Origin of the sequence: Mesorhizobium xinjiangense (assembly GCF_009749525.1) — a bacterium.
Taxonomy (GTDB): domain Bacteria; phylum Pseudomonadota; class Alphaproteobacteria; order Rhizobiales; family Rhizobiaceae; genus Mangrovimarina; species Mangrovimarina xinjiangensis.
Map to the genome: position 1 here is coordinate 86,750 of NZ_WOAC01000004.1, position 20,518 is coordinate 107,267.

The window sequence follows — 20,518 nt, forward strand, 5'->3', positions numbered from 1 at the left end:
GGCAGCCGCTCAAATTCGGTTGAAGCCGACATGTTGCGTTACCGTGCCCACGCCCGGCAGGGCCGTGCCGCAATGCTTCACATCTGCCTGTCCGGCGAGTGCTGTGTGCTACGAGCCGATCGGTACCTTCAAGTGCTGGTCGATTGAAATGACATCGGGATCCGTGATGATCTGGGGATTGGCGCGGGCAATGTCATTGAAACGTCCGGCATCGCCATAGTGTTCCTCGGCGATCTTCGACAGCGTGTCGCCCGCCTTCACGACATGAATGCGGAAACCGACATAGCCCGGCACGATGCGCGGACCGTAGATCACCGGTACGATCACCTTGTTGATCTCGTTGCCGTTCTGGGCGCTGTCTTCGAATATCTCGACGAAGATGCGGTCGAGCCGGAAGGCAGCGTTGCCGATCGTCACGGCGATCTGGAACTGGCCGTGCTCGCCGGTGCCGCCGCCGACATTGAGAAATCCGATGCGTTCGTCGTGGCCGTCATGCACCCTGTAGTTCAGAATTGCCTCGAAGCCCTGGCCTATGCCCGCGACGAGAAGCGGATCGCCGACGAGATCATAAGGTTGCGGCTGTTGGACGAAATTGGGCATGACAGGCCTTTCCTGTGTCACTACGCGGTCCGAGCGACCGCTGCGACAGGCATTCGCCGATTGCCCGCGGTATGAGTCGGTCAACGTATAGGAGCAGACGGAGAGGCCGCCATCTGTGAGACGGATTACACAACCACCGCTATAGCGGAATGTTGTCGTGCTTTTTCCACGGGTTTTGCAGATCCTTGTTGCGCAGCATCCTGAGTGAGCGCGCAATGCGCCGCCGGGTCGAATGCGGCATGATCACCTCGTCGATATAGCCGCGCTCGGCGGCAACGAATGGCGACAGGAAGCGATCTTCATACATCCGGGTGTGTTTTGCGATCTTGTCCGCATCGTCGATATCCTTGCGGAAAATGATCTCCACGGCGCCCTTGGCGCCCATCACCGCAATCTGCGCCGTCGGCCAGGCATAGTTGATGTCGCCTCTGAGATGTTTCGACGCCATAACGTCGTAGGCGCCGCCGAAGGCCTTGCGCGTGATGATCGTGATCTTCGGCACCGTGGCTTCGGCATAGGCGAACAGCAGCTTGGCGCCATGCTTGATCAGCCCGCCATATTCCTGGCTGGTTCCGGGCAGGAAGCCGGGAACGTCCACGAAGGTGACGATCGGGATGGAGAAGCAGTCGCAAAAGCGCACGAAGCGCGCGGCCTTGCGCGAGGCGTCGGAATCGAGAACACCCGCCAGCACCATAGGCTGGTTGGCAACGAAGCCGACCGTGCGGCCTTCCATGCGGCCAAGGCCGGTGACGATGTTTTTGGCGAAATTGTCCTGGATCTCGAAGAAATCGCCTTCATCGACCGTCTTCAGGATCAGTTCCTTGATGTCGTAGGGCTTGTTGGCGTTGTCGGGCACCAGCCTGTCGAGCGACATGTCGGGCTCGTCGACCGGCTGGAAGCATTCGACCTCGGGCAGGGGGGACGTGTTCGAGGCGGGCAGGAAATCGATCAGCCTGCGCATCTGCAAAAGCGCCTCGACATCGTTGTCATAGGCACCGTCGGCAATCGACGATTTGGTCGTGTGGACCGATGCACCGCCCAACTGCTCGGCCGTCACCGTCTCGTTGGTTACCGTCTTCACCACGTCCGGGCCGGTGACGAACATGTAGGAGGTGTCGCGCACCATGAAGATGAAATCGGTCATTGCCGGCGAATAGACGTCGCCTCCGGCACACGGTCCCATGATGACCGATATCTGCGGGATGACGCCGGATGCGAGCACGTTGCGCTGGAAGATCTCGGCATAACCGCCGAGCGCGGCGACGCCTTCCTGGATGCGCGCGCCGCCGGCGTCGTAAAAACCGATGATCGGCGCCCGGTTCCGCAGCGCCATGTCCTGGACCTTTTGCACTTTCTCGGCATGAGCCTCGGAAAGCGAGCCGCCGAAGACGGTGAAATCCTTGGCGAAAACATAAACGGTACGGCCGTTGACCGTGCCCCAGCCGGTGACGACGCCGTCGCCGGCGACCTTCGTCTTCTCCATGCCGAAATCGGTCGAGCGGTGCTCGACGAACATGTCGAACTCCTCGAAGGAACCCTCGTCGAGAAAGGCCTCGATGCGCTCGCGCGCCGTCAGCTTGCCGCGCGCATGCTGCGCATCGATCCTGCCCTGACCGCCGCCCATGCGGGCGACGGAACGCCGGCGCTCGAGCTCCTCAAGAACATCCTTCATGAAATGGGCTCCCCCCGAAACATGCTGCGCGTGGTTCTGGCGGTGTTAGCATGCTTCGTGCGGCGTGCAAGTGCTAGAACTACCAGGTTCCGGTGTTGGGCATCGATGCCCAGGGTTCCTTCGCCTCGAGCGCTTCGCCTTCCTGCAGCAGCTCGATCGAGATGCCGTCCGGCGATTTGATGAAGGCCATGTTGCCGTCCCGCGGCGGGCGGTTGATGGTCACGCCGGCATCCATCAGCCTCTGGCAGGTGTCGTAGATATTATCGACCTTATAGGCGAGGTGGCCGAAATTCCGTCCGCCCGAATAGTCTTCCGGATCCCAATTGAATGTCAGTTCGAGCTCGGGCGCCCGGTTCTGCTCCGACGTCGTCCTGTCCTTGGGCGCGGCAAGAAAGATCAGCGTGAATCGACCCTGCTCGTTGTCGATACGGCGGACTTCCTCCAGGCCAAACTTGTTGCAGTAAAAATCCAGCGATTCGTCGACATCCTTGATGCGGACCATGGTGTGGAGATAGCGCATGGGTCTTCAAGTCCTCGTTTGGGAGTGATTTGCTTGGCTCATATGGCCCGAACAATTGCCAACGGCAACCTCCAGGCACTGATCTCGGTCCGTAGCTTACGCGAAGCTTGCAGGACTTGTTCGTTAAAGCAAAAAAATGTGTCTGAACTGCTGACAGGCGGATGCATGATGATATCCTCAAAAACGGGAATCAGTTGAGTTGGCAATAGAAGGTGCGTTCGAATGGGGGACAAGACCTCTTCGGAGGAGCAGAGCGCCGTTAGAGCCGGAGCCTTGGGCTCCGCTGGCAATCAGGAATCGACCGACCTGCTCGAGATTGCCGGCGCCATCAAATGGTTCGATGTCGCCAAGGGCTATGGCTTCATCATACCCGACGAGGGCGACGTCGGAGACGTGCTCCTGCACGTGACCTGTTTGCGGCGCGATGGCTTTCACACGGCGATGGAAGGCGCGCGGGTGGTCTGCCTGATCCGACGCGGCGAACGCGGCTTCCAGTGCTTCAAGGTCCTGTCCATGGACACCAGCACGGCGGTGCATCCTCAGGAACTGCCCGCGCAACGCACCCATGTCATCGTCACGCCGGATAGCGGACTGGAGCGCGCTCTGGTCAAATGGTTCAACCGGACGAAGGGTTTTGGCTTCCTGACGCGCGGCGAGGGCACGGAAGACATCTTCATCCATATGGAAACGCTGCGGCAGTTCGGGATTGCCGAATTGCGGCCCGGCCAGGTCGTGCTCGTGCGTTATGGCCGCGGCGAAAAGGGCCTTATGGCGGCCGAGGTCCACCCGGATCGGGGAACGCTGCCTTTCGCCAACTGACGGATACCGCAATGCGCGACGCCTTCGGTTTTGCAAAGCGCCTGTTCGCGATTCTTACGCTGGTCATCGCTGCCACGGCATGCCTGTCGCCGAGCCTGGCCCAGGATGCGCCGATGGTGCTGCCCGTCGACCCCGCGTCGCTGACGGCGGATACCGTCGAGGGCAGGCAGACATTTGCCATCGAGATTGCCGACGATCCCGAGGAACGCAGCCGTGGGCTGATGTTTCGCACGCGCATGGCCGAAAACCACGGCATGCTGTTCATATTCGAGCAAACCAGGCCGCTCGGCTTCTGGATGAAGAACACCCCCCTGCCGCTCGATCTCGTCTTTATCGGTGAGGACGGCCGGGTCGTGGACGTGCTGAGAGGCGAGCCCTTCTCGACCGATCCCATATCGCCCGGCCAGCCGGCTCGATTTGTCCTTGAACTGAATGCCGGCATTGCGCAAAAGACGGGTATTGTCACAGGCGTCCGCATCCGCCACCCGGCCATCGACAATGTTGCCGGCGACGGATAGGCGGCGCGACATTTCCGGGGACGGCCTTTCAGCATGAAGCAATTTCGCCATGACGCTTTCGACATCGCCTATATCGACGAAGGCAAGGGTGATCCCGTTCTCCTGATCCACGGCTTTGCCTCCAGCATCAGCGCCAACTGGATTGCGCCGGGATGGGTGAAGACGCTGACGGAGGCGGGCTACCGCGTCATCGCGCTCGACAATCGCGGCCATGGTGCGTCGACCAAGAGCTATGATCCGGCCGATTACACGCCGGCGCTGATGGCCGATGATGCCGCGGCGCTGCTCGGCCATCTGGGGCTGGAACGCGCGCATGTCTTCGGCTATTCGATGGGTGCGCGCGTTGCCACTTTCGTGGCGCTGCGTCATCCTGAAAAGGTTGCAAGCCTCATCCTGGGCGGCCTTGGCATCGGTATGGTGGAAGGCGTCGGCGACTGGGATCCGATTGCCGAAGCGCTGATGGCGCAAGACCCGGCAACGATCACCCATCCGCGGGGCAAGATGTTCCGCGCCTTCGCCGACCAGACGAAGAGCGACCGCAAGGCGCTTGCCGCCTGTATCGCCACCTCGCGCGAACTGGTGTCGGAGGCCGACGTCGCTACAATCGCGCAACCGACGCTGATCGCGGTCGGCACCAAGGACGACATTGCGGGCGCGCCCGAGCCGCTCGCGGGCCTGATGGCCAATGCCACCGTTTTTGCCGTCGAGGGGCGCGATCACATGCTCTCGGTGGGCGATCGCACGTTCAAGAAGCGGGCGGTCGAATTCCTGCAGGAGAACCCGCTTTGACCGAACCGAGGCAGATCGAATTCATCGGCACGGAGAACAACCGGCTCGTCGCCGATTTCCGGGATGGGCGAGGACACCCGGTTCTCTTTTTCCACGGTGGCGGCCAGACGCGCCGCGCCTGGGACATGACGGCACGGCGCGTCGCCGCGGAAGGCATGCGCGCGATCACGGTCGATCTGCGCGGCCATGGCGAGAGTGAATGGGTGACAAGCGGCAACTACACCTTCCTGCATTTTGCCGAGGATGTGGCCGCCATCATCCGGCAGACGGCGGAAATGTTCCATGCTGCGCCGTCGGCCGTCGGTGCCTCGCTCGGCGGTCTGTCGGCCCTCGGTGCGGAAACGCGCTTCGGTCCGTTGCTGGAAAGCCTGGTGCTGGTCGACATTACGCCGCGCATGGATCCCAACGGCGTGGCCAGGATTACCGGCTTCATGAGCGAGCGCATGGAAGACGGCTTCGCGACACTGGAGGAAGCGGCAGACGCGATCGCCTCCTATCTGCCGAACCGGCCCCGTCCGCGCTCGCTGGAAGGCCTGCGCAAGAATTTGCGCCTTGGAAACGACGGGCGCTATCGCTGGCACTGGGATCCGGCCTTCATGCGCGGCGAGCGCAGCGTCGGTACCGGCGGGCGCGAATTTGCCGAGGAACTGACGGCGCGGGTGCCGGAATTGCACCTGCCGGTCCTCCTGGTGCGCGGCATGAATTCCGAGCTCGTGCACGAGGATTTTGCACGCGAATTCGTCGATCTCGCACCCAATGCGAGCTATGTCGATGTCGGCGGGGCCGGCCACATGGTCGCCGGCGACAAGAACGACTTGTTCTGCGCGGCGGTTCTGGAATTCCTCACGGATCGCGCAGCGGCTTAGAAGATGTCCCGCTCAAACGGAATCGTTTGAAGCGAACGCGCGCTAAGCATTCGGCTCACGACGGCGCAGGAGATAGCTGTCCATCACCCAGCCTTCCTGTTCGCGCGCGTGGCTGCGCCGGCGTTCGATCTGCTCTCCCACCTCATCGAGTGGCCCGGCGACGGCAGTCTCGCTGGGCATGCCGAGATTGGCGCCCCAATAGATGTCGAATTCGCCGGCGGGCAGCGATTTGAACGCGCACTGACCGTCGAGCATGACGACGACGCTGTCCGAGCCCTGAGCCCCGTCTTCGGCGAGCTTGCGTCCCGTCGTGATGTGGACCGCCCCGCCGATCGTGTTGAGCGCGATGCGATGCTTGGCGGCAAGCGCCTGGATGCTCGTGATGCCGGGGATGACTTCATGGTCGAAAGCCACCTTGTTCGTCCTTCTCACCCGCTCGATGATGCGCAATGTGCTGTCATAGATCGACGGATCGCCCCAGACCAGGAAGGCGCCGGTCTCACCGTCCTTCAACTCCTCAGACAGCAAACGCTCATAAATCCCTGCGATCGCTTCGTGCCAGCCGTCGACCGTTTGGTTATAGGAGCTTTCCGGCTTTCGGCGCGTCGGAACGGCATAGGGCACGCTGCGGTAAGGCCGGTTGATGAACCGCGCGCAGATTTCACGCCGCAGCTTCGCCAGGCTCGCCTTTTCCGCGCCCTTGTCCGGAATGAAGATCACGTCCGCACGGTTAAGCGCGTTGATCGCCTGGACCGTGAGGTGCTCCGGGTCTCCGGCCCCGATGCCGATGACGAGTAGATGGCGCATATCGTCCTCCTCAGTTGTCCGACACGCCGGCCTCGGCAAAGCTTGCCATGCCGTTGTGGCATTCCACGGCCGAGCGCAGGATGTTGACCGCAAGGCAGGCACCCGAAGCTTCCCCGAGACGCATGGCGAGGTCGAGAAGCGGCTTTTTGCCGAGCCGTTCGAGCAATTGCCGGTGACCGGCCTCGGCCGAGCAGTGGGCCGCCAGCGCGTGGTCGAGGCCGCCCGCCGCAAGACGCGCCAGGGGAGCAGCCGCAGCCGTGCACACGAAACCGTCGAGCAGCACCGGAATTCGATTGTGCCGGGCCGCGAGCGCTGCGCCGAAGATGGCAGCCAGTTCGCGACCGCCGAGCCGCGCCAGAACGGCCAGCGGGTCATTGAGGGCGCTGCCATGGAAGGCCAGCGCCTCGTCGACGACGCTGGCCTTGCGCTGCAGCCCGGCTTCGTCGACGCCGGTGCCCCGTCCGACCCAGTCTGCACCGGTTCCGCCGAACAGAGCCGCGGAGACGGCCGCGGCCACGGTCGTGTTGCCGATTCCCATTTCGCCGAGGCAAAGCAGCCGGCTCTCGGGCGCCACCTCCTCGTAGCCGCGCGACACGGCGTCGAGAAAATCGGCCTCGTTCATGGCCGGCGCCTGGGTGAAATCGGCCGTCGGACGGTCGACTTCGAGATCGATCACCCGCAATCGTGCACCGGCGGCTTTGGCGAGTTGATTGATCGCGGCTCCGCCGGCGGCAAAATTCGCCACCATCTGCGCCGTGACTTCGGCCGGAAAGGCGGAGACGCCGCGCGCCGTCACGCCGTGCGAGCCGGCAAACACGATTACATCGACCGCTTGGAGGTCTGGCCGGGCGCGTCCCTGCCAGCCCGCCAGCCATGCGGCAAGCTCCTCCAGCCGTCCGAGGCTGCCCTGCGGTTTCGTCAGCACGGCCTGGCGCGCGGCCGCTTCGTCGGCTGCCATCTGGTCGATTGCCGGCAGTTCGTTGCAAGCCCGGCGCAGCGCCTCGAGCGAGGAATAGGTCGTCATGCGGTACTCCATGTTCAGGTCAGGGCGATGGTGGCGGCCAGGAGAACGATGACTTCGCCGCCTTGCTGCAGCGCGCCCAGCACGTCGCCGGTTCGGCCGCCGATCTGGCGCAAGGCCAGCCAGCGCAAGGCGAGAAGCCATGCGGCGAGCGCGAGGGCGGTGATGATCGCAGGCGCCAATCCGAGAAATAGAAGACCGGCAAAGCCGAGGGCGAGGGCGGTCAGGGCGGCGGTCTGGCCAACCTGGCCGACGCCGACCGACAGGCCGTCGCTTCGGGTGTTGGGAACGATCATCATGAAGGCGGGAAGGAGCGCGCGCGAGCCCATGTGGGCGGCGATGAGGCCGGTCGCGAGCAGCCCCGGCAGGACAAGCTGCGCCATGGCGAAGCACTTGATCCCCAGCGTGACGATCAGCGCCGCAACGCCATAGGTGCCGATGCGGCTGTCGCGCATGATTTCGAGCTTGCGTTCGCGCGTCGATCCGCCGCCGAAGCCGTCGGCGACGTCGGCCAGGCCATCCTCGTGCAGGCAGCCGGTGGCGACAAGCATGGCACCGAGCGCCAGGAAGGACGCCGACAGGGTGGCAAGGCCTATTGCATAGGCCAGCGCATAGACTGCCGATCCAATCAGCGCGACAGCGAGCCCGGCGACGGGCGCCGCCCAGATCGCCTCGCCCAGCGGCCGGTCCGGCATGCGATTGCCGCCGAGGCCGATGCGAGTGAAGAAGATCAGGCAAAAGGCCACATCGTCGAGGATGCGGCGCAGGCTTACGCCTTGATCCATGCGTCACCCCTTCGCGATTGCGTGAAAGAATGTGCCGGTGACGTGCCCGCGTCGTGCGCCGGAGGGACCGATTGCGTTCCCCGCGCCGTCGGCGATATCAGCCAGCGGTTCGTCGGAGCCCGGATCGATCAGCCGCGCATAGTGGAACTCGTGGCCGCGGATCGTGTCGCCAGCCTTGCCGATCGCACAATCGACACGAAGACGCGCCTGTCGGTAGCCGAGGTTCATCTTCCGTTTGGCAAAGCTCGTCGAATGGCCGAGCAGGCCGAGCATTGTGTGACATTCGCCGTCGGCGTCTTCGAGCGTTTCGCCGAGCATCATGAAGCCGCCGCACTCTCCGTGGACGGGGCGCGTCTGCGCAAAACGGCGCATCGCATGCCGGAAGTTTTCACACGCGGCCAGGCGTCCGGCATGGAGTTCGGGATAGCCGCCAGGCAGCCAGCAGACGCCGCAGCTCTCGTCGGGCCCTTCGTCGGCCAGCGGTGAAAAGGGCACGATCTCGGCGCCTGCGGCGCGCCAATGGGCGATGACATGCGGATAGACGAAGCTGAAGGCAGCGTCCTGGGCGAGCGCGATGCGTTGCGCGGGCGGATCGAGAATCGGCGTTTCGTCGCCACCGGCCGGTTCGAGCGGGCCCGCCAGTTGCCTCACGGCGTCGAGGTCGATCGATTGCTCCATCGTGTCGGCCAGCCGCTCGATGAAGGCGTCGATTGCCCCATGCTCGCTGGCCTGGACAAGACCGAGATGGCGTTCCGGCAGCGCCATGTCGGGATTGCGCCGGATCGATCCGACGACCGGAATGCCGATCTCCTCGATCGCCTCGCGGGCCAGGCGGTCATGACGCTCGCTGGCGACCTGGTTGAGCACCACGCCGGCGATCCGCACATCGGGATCGAAGGCGGCAAATCCCTTGGCGATGGCTGCCGCGGTTTGCGATTGCCCGGATACGTCGAGGACGAGCAGGACGGGCAGGCCGAAAAGCCGGGCCAGGTCGGCCGCCGCCCCGCTGCGGCCCGGTTCGGCGCGAATGCCGTCGAACAGCCCCATCGCGCTTTCAACGATGGTCAATTCGGCCTGCTCGGCTGCCTGCCGTGCGAGACTGGCCAGAAGGGCAGGGGACATCGCCCATGTGTCGAGATTGACGCCGGGCTGGCCGGTCGCGGCGGCATGAAATCCGGGATCGATATAATCGGGACCGGACTTTGCCCCGCGCACCTGAACGCCGCGGCGCCGGAAGGCGCGCATGAGGCCGATCGCGACGCTGGTCTTGCCCGAACCGGAGCGCGCCGCACCGACGATGAATCCGTGTCCCGTCATGCGCTGCGCACCATGGCTTCGAGTTGCATGAGTTCGGCGCGCATCGAAACGATGCCGCCAACCACGACAAGGGCCGGCGACGACATGCCGGCGGTTCGGCTTTCGGCTGCCAGAGTATCGAGCGTTGCGACCAGCACCTGTTCCTGTGGGGTTGTCGCCGCCGCGATGACGGCCGCCGGAGTGGATGGCACCAGGCCGCCTTCGATCAGTGCCCGCGTGATCGCATCGAGATTGCGCAGGCCCATATAGATCACGATCGGCTGCCCGGTTCGCGCCAATGCCGCCCAGTCGAGATCGTCCTCCTGCCCCAGCCCGTGGCCCGTTGCCAGGATGATCGCCTTGTTGAGCCCGCGCATGGTCGCCGGAATGCCCGCGCTCGCCATGGCACCGAAGGCCGAGGTCACGCCGGGCAGGATACGGAAAGCGATGCCGGCGGCGGCCAGGGCGCGCGCCTCTTCGCCGCCGCGCCCGAAGACATAGGGGTCGCCGCCCTTCAGGCGCAAAACGCGCTTTCCGCCGCGCGCCAGGGCGACCAGCAGCGCATTGATCTCATCCTGATCGGCCGATGCGCGGCCGCCCCGCTTGCCGACATTGTGCAGGTCTGCGCCGTCGGCTGCCCGCAGGATCGACGGATCGACGAGGGCGTCGTGGACGACCGCGTCGGCCTGGCCGAGTGCCGAAACCACGTCCAGCGTCAGTTGCCCGGCATTGCCCGGCCCGGCACCGGCCAGCCAGACATGGCCCGGCTGAAAGGGAACGATCTCGGGCGCCAGACGCGCCAGGGTTTTCTCAAGCGTCATAGCCCGTCCCTACCACGGAAACGGCGCTGATAGGCGGCATCGTAGAGCGCGCTTTCGCGAAACCCTTCCGCCGTCAGGCCCGGACCGACGAAGATCGTTGCGGTGCGCTCGATCGGGTCGGCGGCGACGAGCGCCTCGATCGTCGCCAGCGTGCCGCGAACGACCCGTTCGTCGGGCCAGCTCGCGCGCGCGACGATGGCCACAGGACAATCGGCGCCGTAGAGCGGCGTCAGGTCGGCCACCACCTGTGCCAGCTTGTGGATGGCCAGATGGATGGCCAGGGTTGCGCCCGTGGCGCCGAAATTGGCCAGTGTCTCGCCTTCGGGCATTTGCGATGCGCGGCCGGAAACGCGCGTGAGAACCAGGCTTTGCGCCACCTCCGGGATCGTCAGTTCGCGGCCCAGCACGGCGGCGGCGGCCGAAAACGCCGGCACGCCGGGTGTCAGCGTATAGTCAATTCCGAGCTGCTCCAGGCGCCTGATCTGCTCGGCGACCGCGCTCCAGACCGACAGATCGCCCGAATGGAGCCGCGCGACGTCCTGGCCGGCGCGGTGGGCGGCGGCATATTCGGCCTCGATCTCGTCGAGCGACATCGGCGCCGTATCGATCTTGCGGGCGTTGGAAGGACAATAGGCGAGCAGGTCAGGCGGCACGATCGAGCCGGCATAAAGACAGACCGGGCAGCGCGCCAGGAGATCGCGCCCCCTGACGGTGATGAGATCGGCTGCGCCCGGTCCGGCGCCGATGAAATGTACGGTCATTGATTTTCCTTGCTTTGGGTCTCGTCCTTGCCGATGGCGATCGCACAGGTGACATGGCCACGGATGAGGCGCGGTCCGACAAGCCGGCTGCCGGTGCCGGCCGCAGCCAGCGCCGCCGCTTCGGCGAGCGATCCGACTCCGGTCTTTTGGCGCGAAACGGCCGAATTCGTGCTGCAACGTGCGTCGGCGGCGGCAAGCGCGGCCGAGTCAAATGCCAGAATGGGTAGGCCAAGACGGCGAGCGGCATCGACGAGGCCGGGCTGATGCTGCTTGTCCGCCGATGTCGCCAGCGCCCCGAGGCAGCCATGGTCGATGCCATATGCGCCGAGCCCGGCGGCTAGCGCAGCGCCCACGTCCTCCGCCGTCACTGTGCTGCGGCATCCTATCCCGGCGACGATCATGGTTTTTGCCACACCCATTGCGTGATCGGCCGCGCCGGCTGCCAGCCGTTGAGTCCGCCGATCGGCGCGGCCCGCGCAACGGAAAGGCGCGTCATCTCGCCCCCGCAATCGGCGTGCTGCTTCAAAAGCACGGCTTCCATTTCCAGCGTCACCGCATTGGCGACCAGCCGTCCGCCCGGCTTGAGGGCGTCGATGATGGTTTCGATCACACCGGGGCGCGAACCGCCGCCGCCCAGAAACACGGCATCCGGCGGCGCCTGCCCGGCAAGCGCTTGCGGGGCCATGCCTTCCACCACCGTCAGATCCGGCACGCCCAATTGCTCGGCGTTGAACCGGATCCGTTCGGCGCGCGCGTGATCCGCTTCGATTGCCACGGCGCGCATGGAAGGGTGACGCAGCATCCATTCGATCGCCACCGAGCCGGAACCCGCGCCGACATCCCACAGCAGACGGCCCGGCCGTGGCGCGAGTGCCGAAAGCGACAGTGTGCGGATTTCGCGCTTGGTGATCTGGCCGTCATGGTCGAACAATTCATCGTCAAGCCCGGTCGCAAGCGGCAAAGCGCGCGCATCCTCGCCGGCCTCGACCTCGATCGCAACGACGTTCAGCGGATCGGTTGCCTCCGGCTCGAACCGGCCCGCGACATGCCATGCGATCCGTTCGCGTTCCCCTCCGAGGTTTTCGAGCACCGCCATGCGTGAGGCGCCGAAGCCGCATGCATTCAGCAGGCCGGCAATCTCGCCAGGTCCCTCGGCGCCGGAGGTCAGGGCCATGATTCGGCTGCCTTTGTGCAGCAGGGGACGCAAGCGTGCGACGGAATGGCCATGGAGCGAAATGGTGGCCGTGTCCTGCAGCGCCCAGCCGAGCCGTGCGGCCGCCAGACTGAATGCCGAGGGCGCGGGAAATGCCTCCATTTCATCCATGGGGATGAACTTGGCAAGAGTGACGCCGACGCCGTAGCAAAAGGGATCGCCGGAAGCGAGTACGCAGACGGGTTTACCGCGCAGCGCCCGCACGGCCGTCATCTCGGTGTCGAATGGGCTCGGCCAGGCATGCGGCGTGCCGCGAATGGCCTCACGGGCAAGTTCGATGTGCCGCCTGCCGCCGAAGATGTGCGCGGCCTCCGCGATGCGCTGTCGGGCCGTCTCGCCGAGGCCGGCCAGTCCGTCCTCGCCAATCCCGACGATCGCGAGCCATTTTCCGGTTGAAACTGGTTGGGTCAGGTCGTTACTGGACATGATGACGATCCATGTCCTTATCCTTGGCGGCACGACCGAGGCGCGCCAGCTTGCCGGCCTGCTGGCCGAAGACGCCCGCTATTCGGTCATCCTGTCGCTGGCCGGGCGCACACGCAATCCGGCCCCGCAACCGGTCCCGGTTCGAACCGGCGGATTCGGTGGCGCGAGCGGTCTCGCCGCCTACCTGAAGCAGGAGGGAACGAACCTGCTGGTCGACGCCACGCATCCCTTTGCCGCCCGGATATCGGCCAATGCGTGTGCGGCGGGCCGGACGGCCGGTGTTCCCCTCATCGTCCTGCGCCGACCTGCATGGGAAATTGTGGACGACGACCGCTGGAGCGAGGTCGATTCGGTCGAGGCGGCGGTCTGCGCTCTCGGCAAAACACCGAAGCGCGTCTTCGTGACCCTGGGTCGCCAGGAGTTGCGGCCGCTGCAATCGGCCCCGCAGCACACCTATCTCGTTCGCAGCGTCGATCCCATCGACCCGCCGCTCGATCTGCCTGATGCGCACTACCGGCTCGAACGCGGTCCTTTCAACGAAGATGACGAACTCGCTTTGATGCGGCGCAAGCGGATCGAAGTGGTGCTTGCCAAGAACAGCGGCGGCGCGGCCACCTACGGCAAGATCGCCGCGGCGCGGCGTCTCGCCATACCGGTCGTCATGGTTCGAAGACCCGATGCGCCGGCGGCGAGGGCGGCTCGCAATGCTGGCGAGGCGGCCGAAATGATCGCCGGTCATGTCGCGTCTTTCCTGGATGAACGCGGGGAATAGACCAGCGGCGTGCGGCCGGGCCGTTCGATGAGCTTGGTCTCGGGCGAGCCGATGATGATGCATGTCGCCATGTCGGCAAGGTCGGCATCGGCCTCGGCAAGGGAGACGACCGCGCAGCGTTCGTCGGGGCGTCCGACCGCCCGGCCAAAGATCAACGGCGTCTCGGCCGGCAGGATGGTGCGCAGGAGGTCCAATGCACTGCCAAGCTGCCAGGGCCGCGCGCGGCTGATCGGATTGTAGAGCGCGATCACGAAGCCGGCGGCAGCGGCCGCCTTCAGGCGCGCCTCGATCACCTCCCACGGCTTGAGATTGTTCGATAGCGAAATGGCGCAGAAGTCATGGCCGAGTGGCGCGCCGACGCGCGCGGCGACCGCCAGCATGGCTGTCAGCCCGGGGACGATTGCGATATCCAGATTGCGCCAGGTGTCGGGGCCGTAATCGATCGCCTCGCAGATTGCCGCCGCCATGGCGAAGACACCGGCATCGCCGCCCGACACGACGGCGACGGTGCGTCCCGCTTCCGCCATCTCAAGCGCCGCGCGTGCCCGCGCCAATTCCTCGCGATTGTCGGATATGTGCCGCGTCTGATCGGGGCGCAGTTCCAGACGTTCGACATAGGGGCCGTAACCGAAAAAGACGCTCGCCTCGGCAATCGCGGTCCGCGCCTCGGGCGTCACCTGTGCCGCATTTCCCGGTCCGAGGCCGATGACATAGAGCTTTCCGCTCATGGATGCGACCTCCAGCCGGCAACCAGCACGACGGAGAAATAAGGTGCGCCATCGTCGGACTTGTCGGCAAGCCGGCAACTCAGCGTATTGCCCATGGTCGCGCGCTCGACATAGACAGCCCGCTCGGCGCAGTTCGCGGTGGCGAGCGCCCGGCGGATCTTGGGCAGATTGCGCCCCACCTTCATGATGATGGCGGCGTCGGTGTCGGCGAGGCGGCGGGCAAGCTCGGCCTCGTCCATCGTTCCCGGCAGCACCGTCAACACGTCGTCGCCCTGCGCGATCGGCAGCCCGAGCTGCGACCATGAGCCGGACATTGCCGTAACGCCCGGAATTACCGTGGTCGGAAATCTCTCGGACAGCCGCACGTGCAGGTGCATATAGGAGCCATAAAAGAGCGGATCGCCCTCGCTCAATACGGCGACCGTGCGGCCATCGGCGAGGTGGGCAGCAACGGCGCGCGCCGATTGCTCGTAGAAGCCGGCAAGCGCGGTCTTGTAGGCGCCGTCCGCCTTGTCGATCTCGGTCGTCACCGGATAAAGCAGCGGCAGTTCGATCAGATCTTCGCGCATATGCGCCTCGACGATCCGCCGTGCATTGCCGGCATTGCCCATCTTGGCGAAATGCGCCACCACATCCGCTTCCTGCAGCGCGCGCACGGCCTTGAGCGTCAAGAGTTCCGGGTCGCCCGGTCCGGTGCCCACCCCGATCAGTCTGCCCCGTACGGTGCTCACAGGCCGGCCCTCGCAATGGCATTGACCGCTGCCGCGGTCATGGCGCTGCCGCCCATGCGTCCGCGGACGATCGCGTAGGGCACGCCATGCGCGCCGGAGGCCAGGGCGTCCTTCGATTCGGCTGCGCCGACAAAGCCCACCGGCATGCCGATAATGGCGGCCGGCTTCGGCGCGCCGTTTGCAAGCATATCGAGCAGGTAAAAGAGTGCCGTCGGCGCGTTGCCGATCGCCACCAGCGCGCCATCGAGCCGGTCGCGCCACAATTCGAGGGCAGCGGCCGAGCGCGTATTGCCGATGCGGGCGGCCAGTTCGGGCGTGCGCGGATCGCGCAGGGTGCACACGACGTCGTTGTCGGCGGGAAGCCGCGCCCGCGTGATGCCGTGCGCCACCATTTCGGCGTCGCAAAGGATCGGCGCGTCCGATTTCAGGGCCTGGCGTGCGGCGGCTACAAAACCATCTGAAAACTCGAAATGGGACGCGGCCTCAACCAGGCCGCAGGCGTGGATCATGCGCACGGCGATATCGGCCTCTTGCGGCGCAAAACGCGATAGATCGGCCTCCGCCCGGATAATGGCGAAGGACCGATCATAAATGGCGTTGCCGTCCTTGATGTAATCCTGAGCGTTCATTTGCCTTCCTGATGCACGTATGGGCCGATCGGGCGTTCATCATCGTCCGACGCGTTCCCCAGAGCCGCGCGCTTTAACGCAGCGACGGCTGATTGTCTGGGATTCCTTTGATCCGTGTAATCCGTGGCGGCCCGCCGGAATACGGCAAGGATCGCGTCTTCCGCGACCTTTCCCGTCAATTCCCGCCTTTCGCCGTCCTGCGTTTCGATGACGGGGGCGTCCTCGCCGCCGATCAGCGTCACATCCGCATTTTGGGGGGCGGCGCAGCGTTTGCTGCAGCCCGACAAATGCAGGCGCATCGATCCGTCGAAGAGTTGCGGCGCGTCGGCAAGAAGCCGCGCCGCCAATGGTTTGGTCGCAAGATGGGCCGAGCGGCAGGCCGGTGCACCGGCGCAGGCGGTGATCGACAGACGCCTATCATTAGAATCGACAATGAAACCAATGTCTTTTGATGCGTCCTTCAAGTATTTCGCAATATCTGCCCTTGGACACAGGAACAACATCGCCCGGCCGGGCGCACTGCGAACGCTCTCGATGCCGAGGGCCGAAGCGGTTTGCGCAAGGGCACGGAGGTCGGTGGCGGCCGCCTGGCCATAGGCCAGCCCGACACCGAGTGCAGCGCCGCCATTGGCGAGCGGATGCAACCCGACCGGCCGCGGCGCCCGATTAGCCTGCGATCGACGGAACGGCGCGACGGGCAGACCGCGCAGTGCTGCCTCCGTCGCAGGCCCGTCGAGATCGCGGGCGCGCGCCGTTCGTCCCCTCGCTGCAATTGCCTCGAGGAGGCGCAAGACGGCGGTGGGAGTGTCGTTGTCGGCGAGCGCTGCAATGCCTGCCGCGTCGGCAGCGGACCCGGCCAAGGCCAGGTTCCAGACGATGCGGCTGTCACGATTTTCGGCCATGAGCCGCAGGTCGGCCGCCACATCGGCCAGATGCAGCGCGCCGCCACCGTCCACGATAACGGTGACCTTGGGCGCCAAACGTCCCTCCAGCCCGATTTTGACGATTCCTTGGCGGATAGTGCGGGCGAGGGGGTGTGGGTCGGCGATTTCGTGCGGATCGAGCCCGGCAAGGGGCGGAGCATCGACCGGAACGCCGGTCCGGACCTCGATATTCAAGCCATCCACCGCCTTGGCAAGGCGTGAAGCGGACTCATCCGAAAGGCCGCGGATCTGCAGGCTGCCGCGCGCCGTTACCTCCACAATGCCGTTGCCGTGTGCCTGCACGGCTTCGGCCAGACCGGCCAGCGCGGTGGGAGCCAGGCCATTCGTCGGAGCATGGAGCCGCGCCAGCAGCCCGTCGCCGGTCGCCATCGGTACGGCCAGCGTCGGGCAGGCGCCCCTGATCCGCGTCGCGCTCATGCCGCCGCTCCCTGACGCCGGGCGGCCTCTGCCGCCAGCGCTTCCAGGTCGTGATCGAGCGAATTGCGCAGCGGATGCCACAGGCCGCGGCTGCGCGCCTGGACAAAACGTTCGGCGATGAAACGGGCCGCGGCCGGGTTTTCCTCGAGCAGGAAGGAACGAACGCGCGCATCGCCCAGATAGGCGTCATGCACGGCTTCGATCAGTTTGCCGGGAATGGCTGCCGTCGTCTCTGCAAAGCCGATCAGCCTGTCCACCGTCTCGGCGAATTCGGACGCCCCGCGCGGCCCGTGCCGCAACTGGCCTTCGATGAAGCGCGGATTGATCGCCCGGGCCCGCACGACACGTGTCACCGCCTCGGCCAAGGAGCGCGCGCGCGGCCTGGCCGGGTCGGTGGTGTCGAGCGCGATGAGATCGGCCTTGCCGCCGAGGGCCGCGACGGCCGCGGAAAATCCGCCGATGAAGGCGACGTCGGCCGAGCCTTCGAGCAGGTCGCGCCCGGCATCGTCTCCCGAATGGACCAGAATGTCGGCCTGTTCCACGCGCTCGGCGAAGGCGCCGGGCACGGCCTCGCCGTTGCCGTCGGCACCGCCGAAGGCGTGCGAGGTGGCCTCCAGATAGGCCTGGCCGATCTCGGCGCGATCCTGCCACTGCCCACCGGCAAGAAGCGCCTCCACCCCGGCGCCGTAGCTGCCGGGCGAGGAGCCGAAGATGCGCCGCGGCTGCCCGGCTCCCTGACGGGCGAGGGCCGCCAGCGGGTTTTCGTCCGCCGTTTCATCGCGCGCAGCAACGGCGGCGACGGCGGCGTCCATCAGCGCGATCTGGGTCGGAAACATGTCGCGGAACAGTCCGGAAATGCGCCATGTGACGTCGACGCGTGGCCGCCCGATGGCCGCCGGCGGCAGAACCTCGATGCCGGTGACGCGCCCGGTTGCCGGATCCCACTGCGGGCGGCAGCCCATGAGCGCCAGCCCTTGTGCGATTTCCTCGCCGCCGGTTCTCAGGCTGGCGCTGCCCCACAGGTCGATGACGAGCGAGCGCGGCCAGTCGCCATGGTCCTGCAGATAGCGGCGGACGACCTCGTCGGCTGCCGCCTTGCCGAGTTCGCAGGCCGTCGGCGTCGGCATGGTGCGCGGGTCGGCGGTGAAGAGATTGCGCCCCGTCGGTAGCACGTCGGTGCGCCCGCGCGCCGGGGCGCCGGCGGGGCCGGCGGCGATATGGCGGCCATCAAGCGCGGCCAGAAGAGAGCTGCGCTCGCGCTCGGCGCTGACCACGCGGATTTCATCGGTTTCACCGGTCGCGGACCGGCCATAGATGTGCAACCCGTCCTTGATGGCGAAATCCTTCAGATCGCACAGCCACGCATCGATGCGCATGAGCGCGGCGTCCGGATCGTCCGTATCATCCACACCGGCCTCCGCGGCCAAGCCGTTCTTTTGCGCCGTTTCCACGATGAGACGTGCCAGCCGGTCGCGGCGCCGGCGGTCGAGACCGTCGGCCTGGGCATATTCGTCGACCAGCCGTTCGAGTTTCGACTGTTCCTCGTTCAATCCTGCGCCGGTAAGCGGCGGCGGCAGGTGGCCGAGCGTAACGGCCGCGATGCGCCGCTTGGCCTGCGCGGCCTCGCCGGGATTGCTGACGATGAAGGGATAGACAACGGGCAGGCCGCCGGTGACGATTTCGGGAAAACAGTCCTTGCTCAGCGCGACCGTCTTGCCGGGCAGCCATTCCAGCGTGCCATGGGCGCCGACATGGACGATGGCGTGACATCCGAGCCGCTCGCGCAGCCAGATGCCGAAGGCGACAAGCGCGTGGCGCGGCGCACGGTCTGGATCGTGATAGTCGGCGCGTCTGTCTTCGGCGCGGCCGCGATCGGGGGCCAAGGCAACGCTCACATTTCCGAAATGCGCCGCACGGAAGGCGAAGCGTCCGTCCACGGCCTCGCCTTCGGCAGGCCCCCACTGGGTTTCAACCGCCTTGCGTGCATTCTGCGGCAGGGAGTCCAGCGCTGTGTGATAGGAATCGAGTTCCAGGTACGCGCCGTGCCGGTCGATCTCTTTCAGCAAGTCGCGCGGCGTTTCGGGAATATTCTCAACATGATAACCGGCGTCTTTCAGGTCATGCAGCATGGCGATGACGCTGGCCGGCACGTCCAGGCCCACCGCATAGCCGGTGCGTCCGGGTGCGGCCGGATAGTCCGGCATCAGGATGGCCAGGCGTTTGTCGCACCGCGGCAGCGACTGCAATTCGACGAAATTTGCGATGCGCGCCGCAACCTGCGCGATCCGGTCCGGCTCGGGCCGGTTGACCTGGCCGCGAAAGGCCAGCGCGTCGTCGCTTTCGATCTCGGATTTGAACGAGATGGCGCCGGCGAGCAGGCGCCCGTCGAGTTCGGGCAGAACGATATGCATGGCGAGATCGGCCGGCGCGAGGCCGCGCTGGCCGTCCTCCCAGGCTTCGCGTCGCGTCGTGGCGACAACCACCTGCATGATGGGTACGCCGATCCGGTCGAAAAGCGTATTCGCGCCGGGCTCGGCACCGGAGGCAAAGGCCGTCGCGGTGACGATCAGGGCAGGGGACGCTCTATCGCAGTAGCGCTCGACGAAAGACGCCGATTCGGCATCCTTCAAACTGGTCAAAAAGAGTGGAACGGCATGGATGCCGCGCCCGCGCAGGGCCGCGCAAAGGGCCTCGACAGGCGCGGCATCGGCTGCAAGCAGCATCGAGCGGTAAAAGAGGATCGGCACGACGGGCGCGGCGTCCGGGATGGCCCCAAGACCGGTCTCGACATCGCAAATGCCTTGGCCGGGCTCGAACAGGCCGACCCTGGGCATGTCGCGCGGCGGCGGAGCGGGCAGGGGATGACCGGCATGCCCGGCAAGCCGTGCCAAAAGCGCCGCCATGTTCTCCTTTCCGCCGGCACGAAAATAGGCCAGCAGTGCGGACAATTCCTCCGCCGGCAAGGTCGAGCACCCGTCCAGCCTCTCGTCGCTGTCGACATCCTCGCCGGGAAGCAGCGCCAAGGCGATGCCGCGTTTCCTGGCCAGGGCGTGCAATTGCTCGCAGCCATAGCGCCACCAGTCGAACCCGCCGAGGATGCGCACGAGGATGACTTTGGCGTGGGCGGCGACGCTGTCGATCCACAGATCGACCGACATGGGATGGCGCAGATCGCGCAGTGCGGCGATGCGCAGCGAGGGCAGGGCGTCGCGATCCGCCCGCCAGGCGGCTGCCAGCGCGGCCAGATCGCTGTCGGTGAAGGAAAGCACCACGATATCGGCAGGCTCCTGGCGCAGATCGACCGGTTCGACCAGGTCGTCCAGCGAGGCGGAGCTTGTGGCGAGGATATGCATGGGGCCTTGTACTCGATGCTTGATGACGGC

Annotated in this window: 21 protein-coding genes; 5 read left to right on the plus strand and 16 right to left on the minus strand. The window is 65.7% G+C overall.

Annotation, left to right across the window (positions count from 1 at the left end; genetic code table 11):
• Window positions 1–108: 108 nt before the first annotated feature.
• From GM909_RS06170 to gloA, 3 genes are all read right to left on the minus strand, one after another.
• Window positions 109–600, minus strand: coding sequence for a Gmad2 immunoglobulin-like domain-containing protein (locus GM909_RS06170; protein WP_157015339.1), 492 nt, complete (start codon window positions 598–600; stop codon window positions 109–111).
• A gap of 139 nt (window positions 601–739) precedes the next feature.
• Complete coding sequence (locus tag GM909_RS06175; protein ID WP_157015340.1) at window positions 740–2,272, minus strand: acyl-CoA carboxylase subunit beta; 1,533 nt, start codon at window positions 2,270–2,272, stop codon at window positions 740–742.
• Between the two features lie 79 nt (window positions 2,273–2,351).
• Window positions 2,352–2,792, minus strand: coding sequence for a lactoylglutathione lyase (gene gloA, locus GM909_RS06180; protein ID WP_157015341.1), 441 nt, complete (start codon window positions 2,790–2,792; stop codon window positions 2,352–2,354).
• Between the two features lie 222 nt (window positions 2,793–3,014).
• On the opposite strand from gloA, the gene GM909_RS06185 reads away from it, so the two are divergent.
• From GM909_RS06185 to GM909_RS06200, 4 genes are read left to right on the plus strand one after another with little or no spacing between them, the layout of a single operon-like run.
• Window positions 3,015–3,611 carry a cold-shock protein gene (locus tag GM909_RS06185; protein WP_157015342.1) on the plus strand — a complete coding sequence of 199 codons (597 nt, stop codon included), beginning with the start codon at window positions 3,015–3,017 and terminating at the stop codon, window positions 3,609–3,611.
• Between the two features lie 11 nt (window positions 3,612–3,622).
• Window positions 3,623–4,129 carry a DUF192 domain-containing protein gene (locus tag GM909_RS06190; protein ID WP_157015343.1) on the plus strand — a complete coding sequence of 169 codons (507 nt, stop codon included), beginning with the start codon at window positions 3,623–3,625 and terminating at the stop codon, window positions 4,127–4,129.
• Between the two features lie 33 nt (window positions 4,130–4,162).
• Window positions 4,163–4,918: an alpha/beta fold hydrolase gene (locus tag GM909_RS06195; protein ID WP_157015344.1), complete on the plus strand. Its 756-nt coding sequence runs from the start codon at window positions 4,163–4,165 to the stop codon at window positions 4,916–4,918.
• Window positions 4,915–5,784, plus strand: coding sequence for an alpha/beta fold hydrolase (locus tag GM909_RS06200; RefSeq protein ID WP_157015345.1), 870 nt, complete (start codon window positions 4,915–4,917; stop codon window positions 5,782–5,784). Before GM909_RS06195 ends, GM909_RS06200 begins: the two co-directional genes overlap by 4 nt.
• Window positions 5,785–5,826: 42 nt before the next feature.
• On the opposite strand, the gene cobF is transcribed toward GM909_RS06200, so the two are convergent.
• Genes cobF through cbiE form a run of 8 tightly spaced genes read right to left on the minus strand, consistent with a single transcriptional unit; the run spans window position 5,827 to window position 12,914 of the window.
• Window positions 5,827–6,591, minus strand: a complete 765-nt coding sequence (cobF, locus tag GM909_RS06205) for a precorrin-6A synthase (deacetylating) (RefSeq protein ID WP_157015346.1) — start codon at window positions 6,589–6,591, stop codon at window positions 5,827–5,829.
• Between the two features lie 10 nt (window positions 6,592–6,601).
• A complete protein-coding gene (cobT, locus tag GM909_RS06210; protein WP_157015347.1) occupies window positions 6,602–7,615 on the minus strand; it encodes a nicotinate-nucleotide--dimethylbenzimidazole phosphoribosyltransferase in 1,014 nt (337 codons plus the stop codon).
• A gap of 14 nt (window positions 7,616–7,629) precedes the next feature.
• Window positions 7,630–8,397 (minus strand): adenosylcobinamide-GDP ribazoletransferase, encoded by a 768-nt coding sequence (locus tag GM909_RS06215; RefSeq protein WP_157015348.1) that lies wholly within the window; start codon window positions 8,395–8,397, stop codon window positions 7,630–7,632.
• A 3-nt stretch (window positions 8,398–8,400) separates the two neighbouring features.
• Complete coding sequence (locus GM909_RS06220; protein WP_157015349.1) at window positions 8,401–9,714, minus strand: cobyrinate a,c-diamide synthase; 1,314 nt, start codon at window positions 9,712–9,714, stop codon at window positions 8,401–8,403.
• Window positions 9,711–10,514, minus strand: a complete 804-nt coding sequence (gene cobA, locus GM909_RS06225) for a uroporphyrinogen-III C-methyltransferase (protein ID WP_157015350.1) — start codon at window positions 10,512–10,514, stop codon at window positions 9,711–9,713. Before cobA ends, GM909_RS06220 begins: the two co-directional genes overlap by 4 nt.
• On the minus strand, window positions 10,511–11,275 hold the full coding sequence (gene cobM, locus GM909_RS06230) for a precorrin-4 C(11)-methyltransferase (RefSeq protein ID WP_157015351.1): 765 nt from the start codon (window positions 11,273–11,275) through the stop codon (window positions 10,511–10,513). The genes cobA and cobM overlap by 4 nt, the downstream gene beginning before the upstream one ends.
• Window positions 11,272–11,694, minus strand: coding sequence for a cobalamin biosynthesis protein (locus GM909_RS06235; protein WP_235911682.1), 423 nt, complete (start codon window positions 11,692–11,694; stop codon window positions 11,272–11,274). The genes cobM and GM909_RS06235 overlap by 4 nt, the downstream gene beginning before the upstream one ends.
• Window positions 11,673–12,914: a precorrin-6y C5,15-methyltransferase (decarboxylating) subunit CbiE gene (gene cbiE, locus GM909_RS06240; protein WP_157015352.1), complete on the minus strand. Its 1,242-nt coding sequence runs from the start codon at window positions 12,912–12,914 to the stop codon at window positions 11,673–11,675. Before cbiE ends, GM909_RS06235 begins: the two co-directional genes overlap by 22 nt.
• Window position 12,915: 1 nt before the next feature.
• On the opposite strand from cbiE, the gene GM909_RS06245 reads away from it, so the two are divergent.
• Window positions 12,916–13,686 (plus strand): cobalt-precorrin-6A reductase, encoded by a 771-nt coding sequence (locus GM909_RS06245; protein WP_157015518.1) that lies wholly within the window; start codon window positions 12,916–12,918, stop codon window positions 13,684–13,686.
• On the opposite strand, the gene GM909_RS06250 is transcribed toward GM909_RS06245, so the two are convergent.
• Genes GM909_RS06250 through cobN form a run of 5 tightly spaced genes read right to left on the minus strand, consistent with a single transcriptional unit; the run spans window position 13,650 to window position 20,488 of the window.
• Window positions 13,650–14,414, minus strand: coding sequence for a precorrin-3B C(17)-methyltransferase (locus GM909_RS06250; RefSeq protein WP_157015353.1), 765 nt, complete (start codon window positions 14,412–14,414; stop codon window positions 13,650–13,652). The two genes, GM909_RS06245 and GM909_RS06250, sit on opposite strands and share 37 nt — an antisense overlap.
• On the minus strand, window positions 14,411–15,145 hold the full coding sequence (locus GM909_RS06255; RefSeq protein ID WP_157015354.1) for a precorrin-2 C(20)-methyltransferase: 735 nt from the start codon (window positions 15,143–15,145) through the stop codon (window positions 14,411–14,413). Before GM909_RS06255 ends, GM909_RS06250 begins: the two co-directional genes overlap by 4 nt.
• Window positions 15,142–15,774, minus strand: a complete 633-nt coding sequence (locus tag GM909_RS06260; protein ID WP_157015355.1) for a precorrin-8X methylmutase — start codon at window positions 15,772–15,774, stop codon at window positions 15,142–15,144. Before GM909_RS06260 ends, GM909_RS06255 begins: the two co-directional genes overlap by 4 nt.
• Window positions 15,771–17,135, minus strand: a complete 1,365-nt coding sequence (gene cobG, locus GM909_RS06265; RefSeq protein WP_157015356.1) for a precorrin-3B synthase — start codon at window positions 17,133–17,135, stop codon at window positions 15,771–15,773. Before cobG ends, GM909_RS06260 begins: the two co-directional genes overlap by 4 nt.
• Window positions 17,132–20,488, minus strand: a complete 3,357-nt coding sequence (cobN, locus tag GM909_RS06270; protein ID WP_157015357.1) for a cobaltochelatase subunit CobN — start codon at window positions 20,486–20,488, stop codon at window positions 17,132–17,134. The genes cobG and cobN overlap by 4 nt, the downstream gene beginning before the upstream one ends.
• Between the last annotated feature and the right edge of the window lie 30 nt (window positions 20,489–20,518).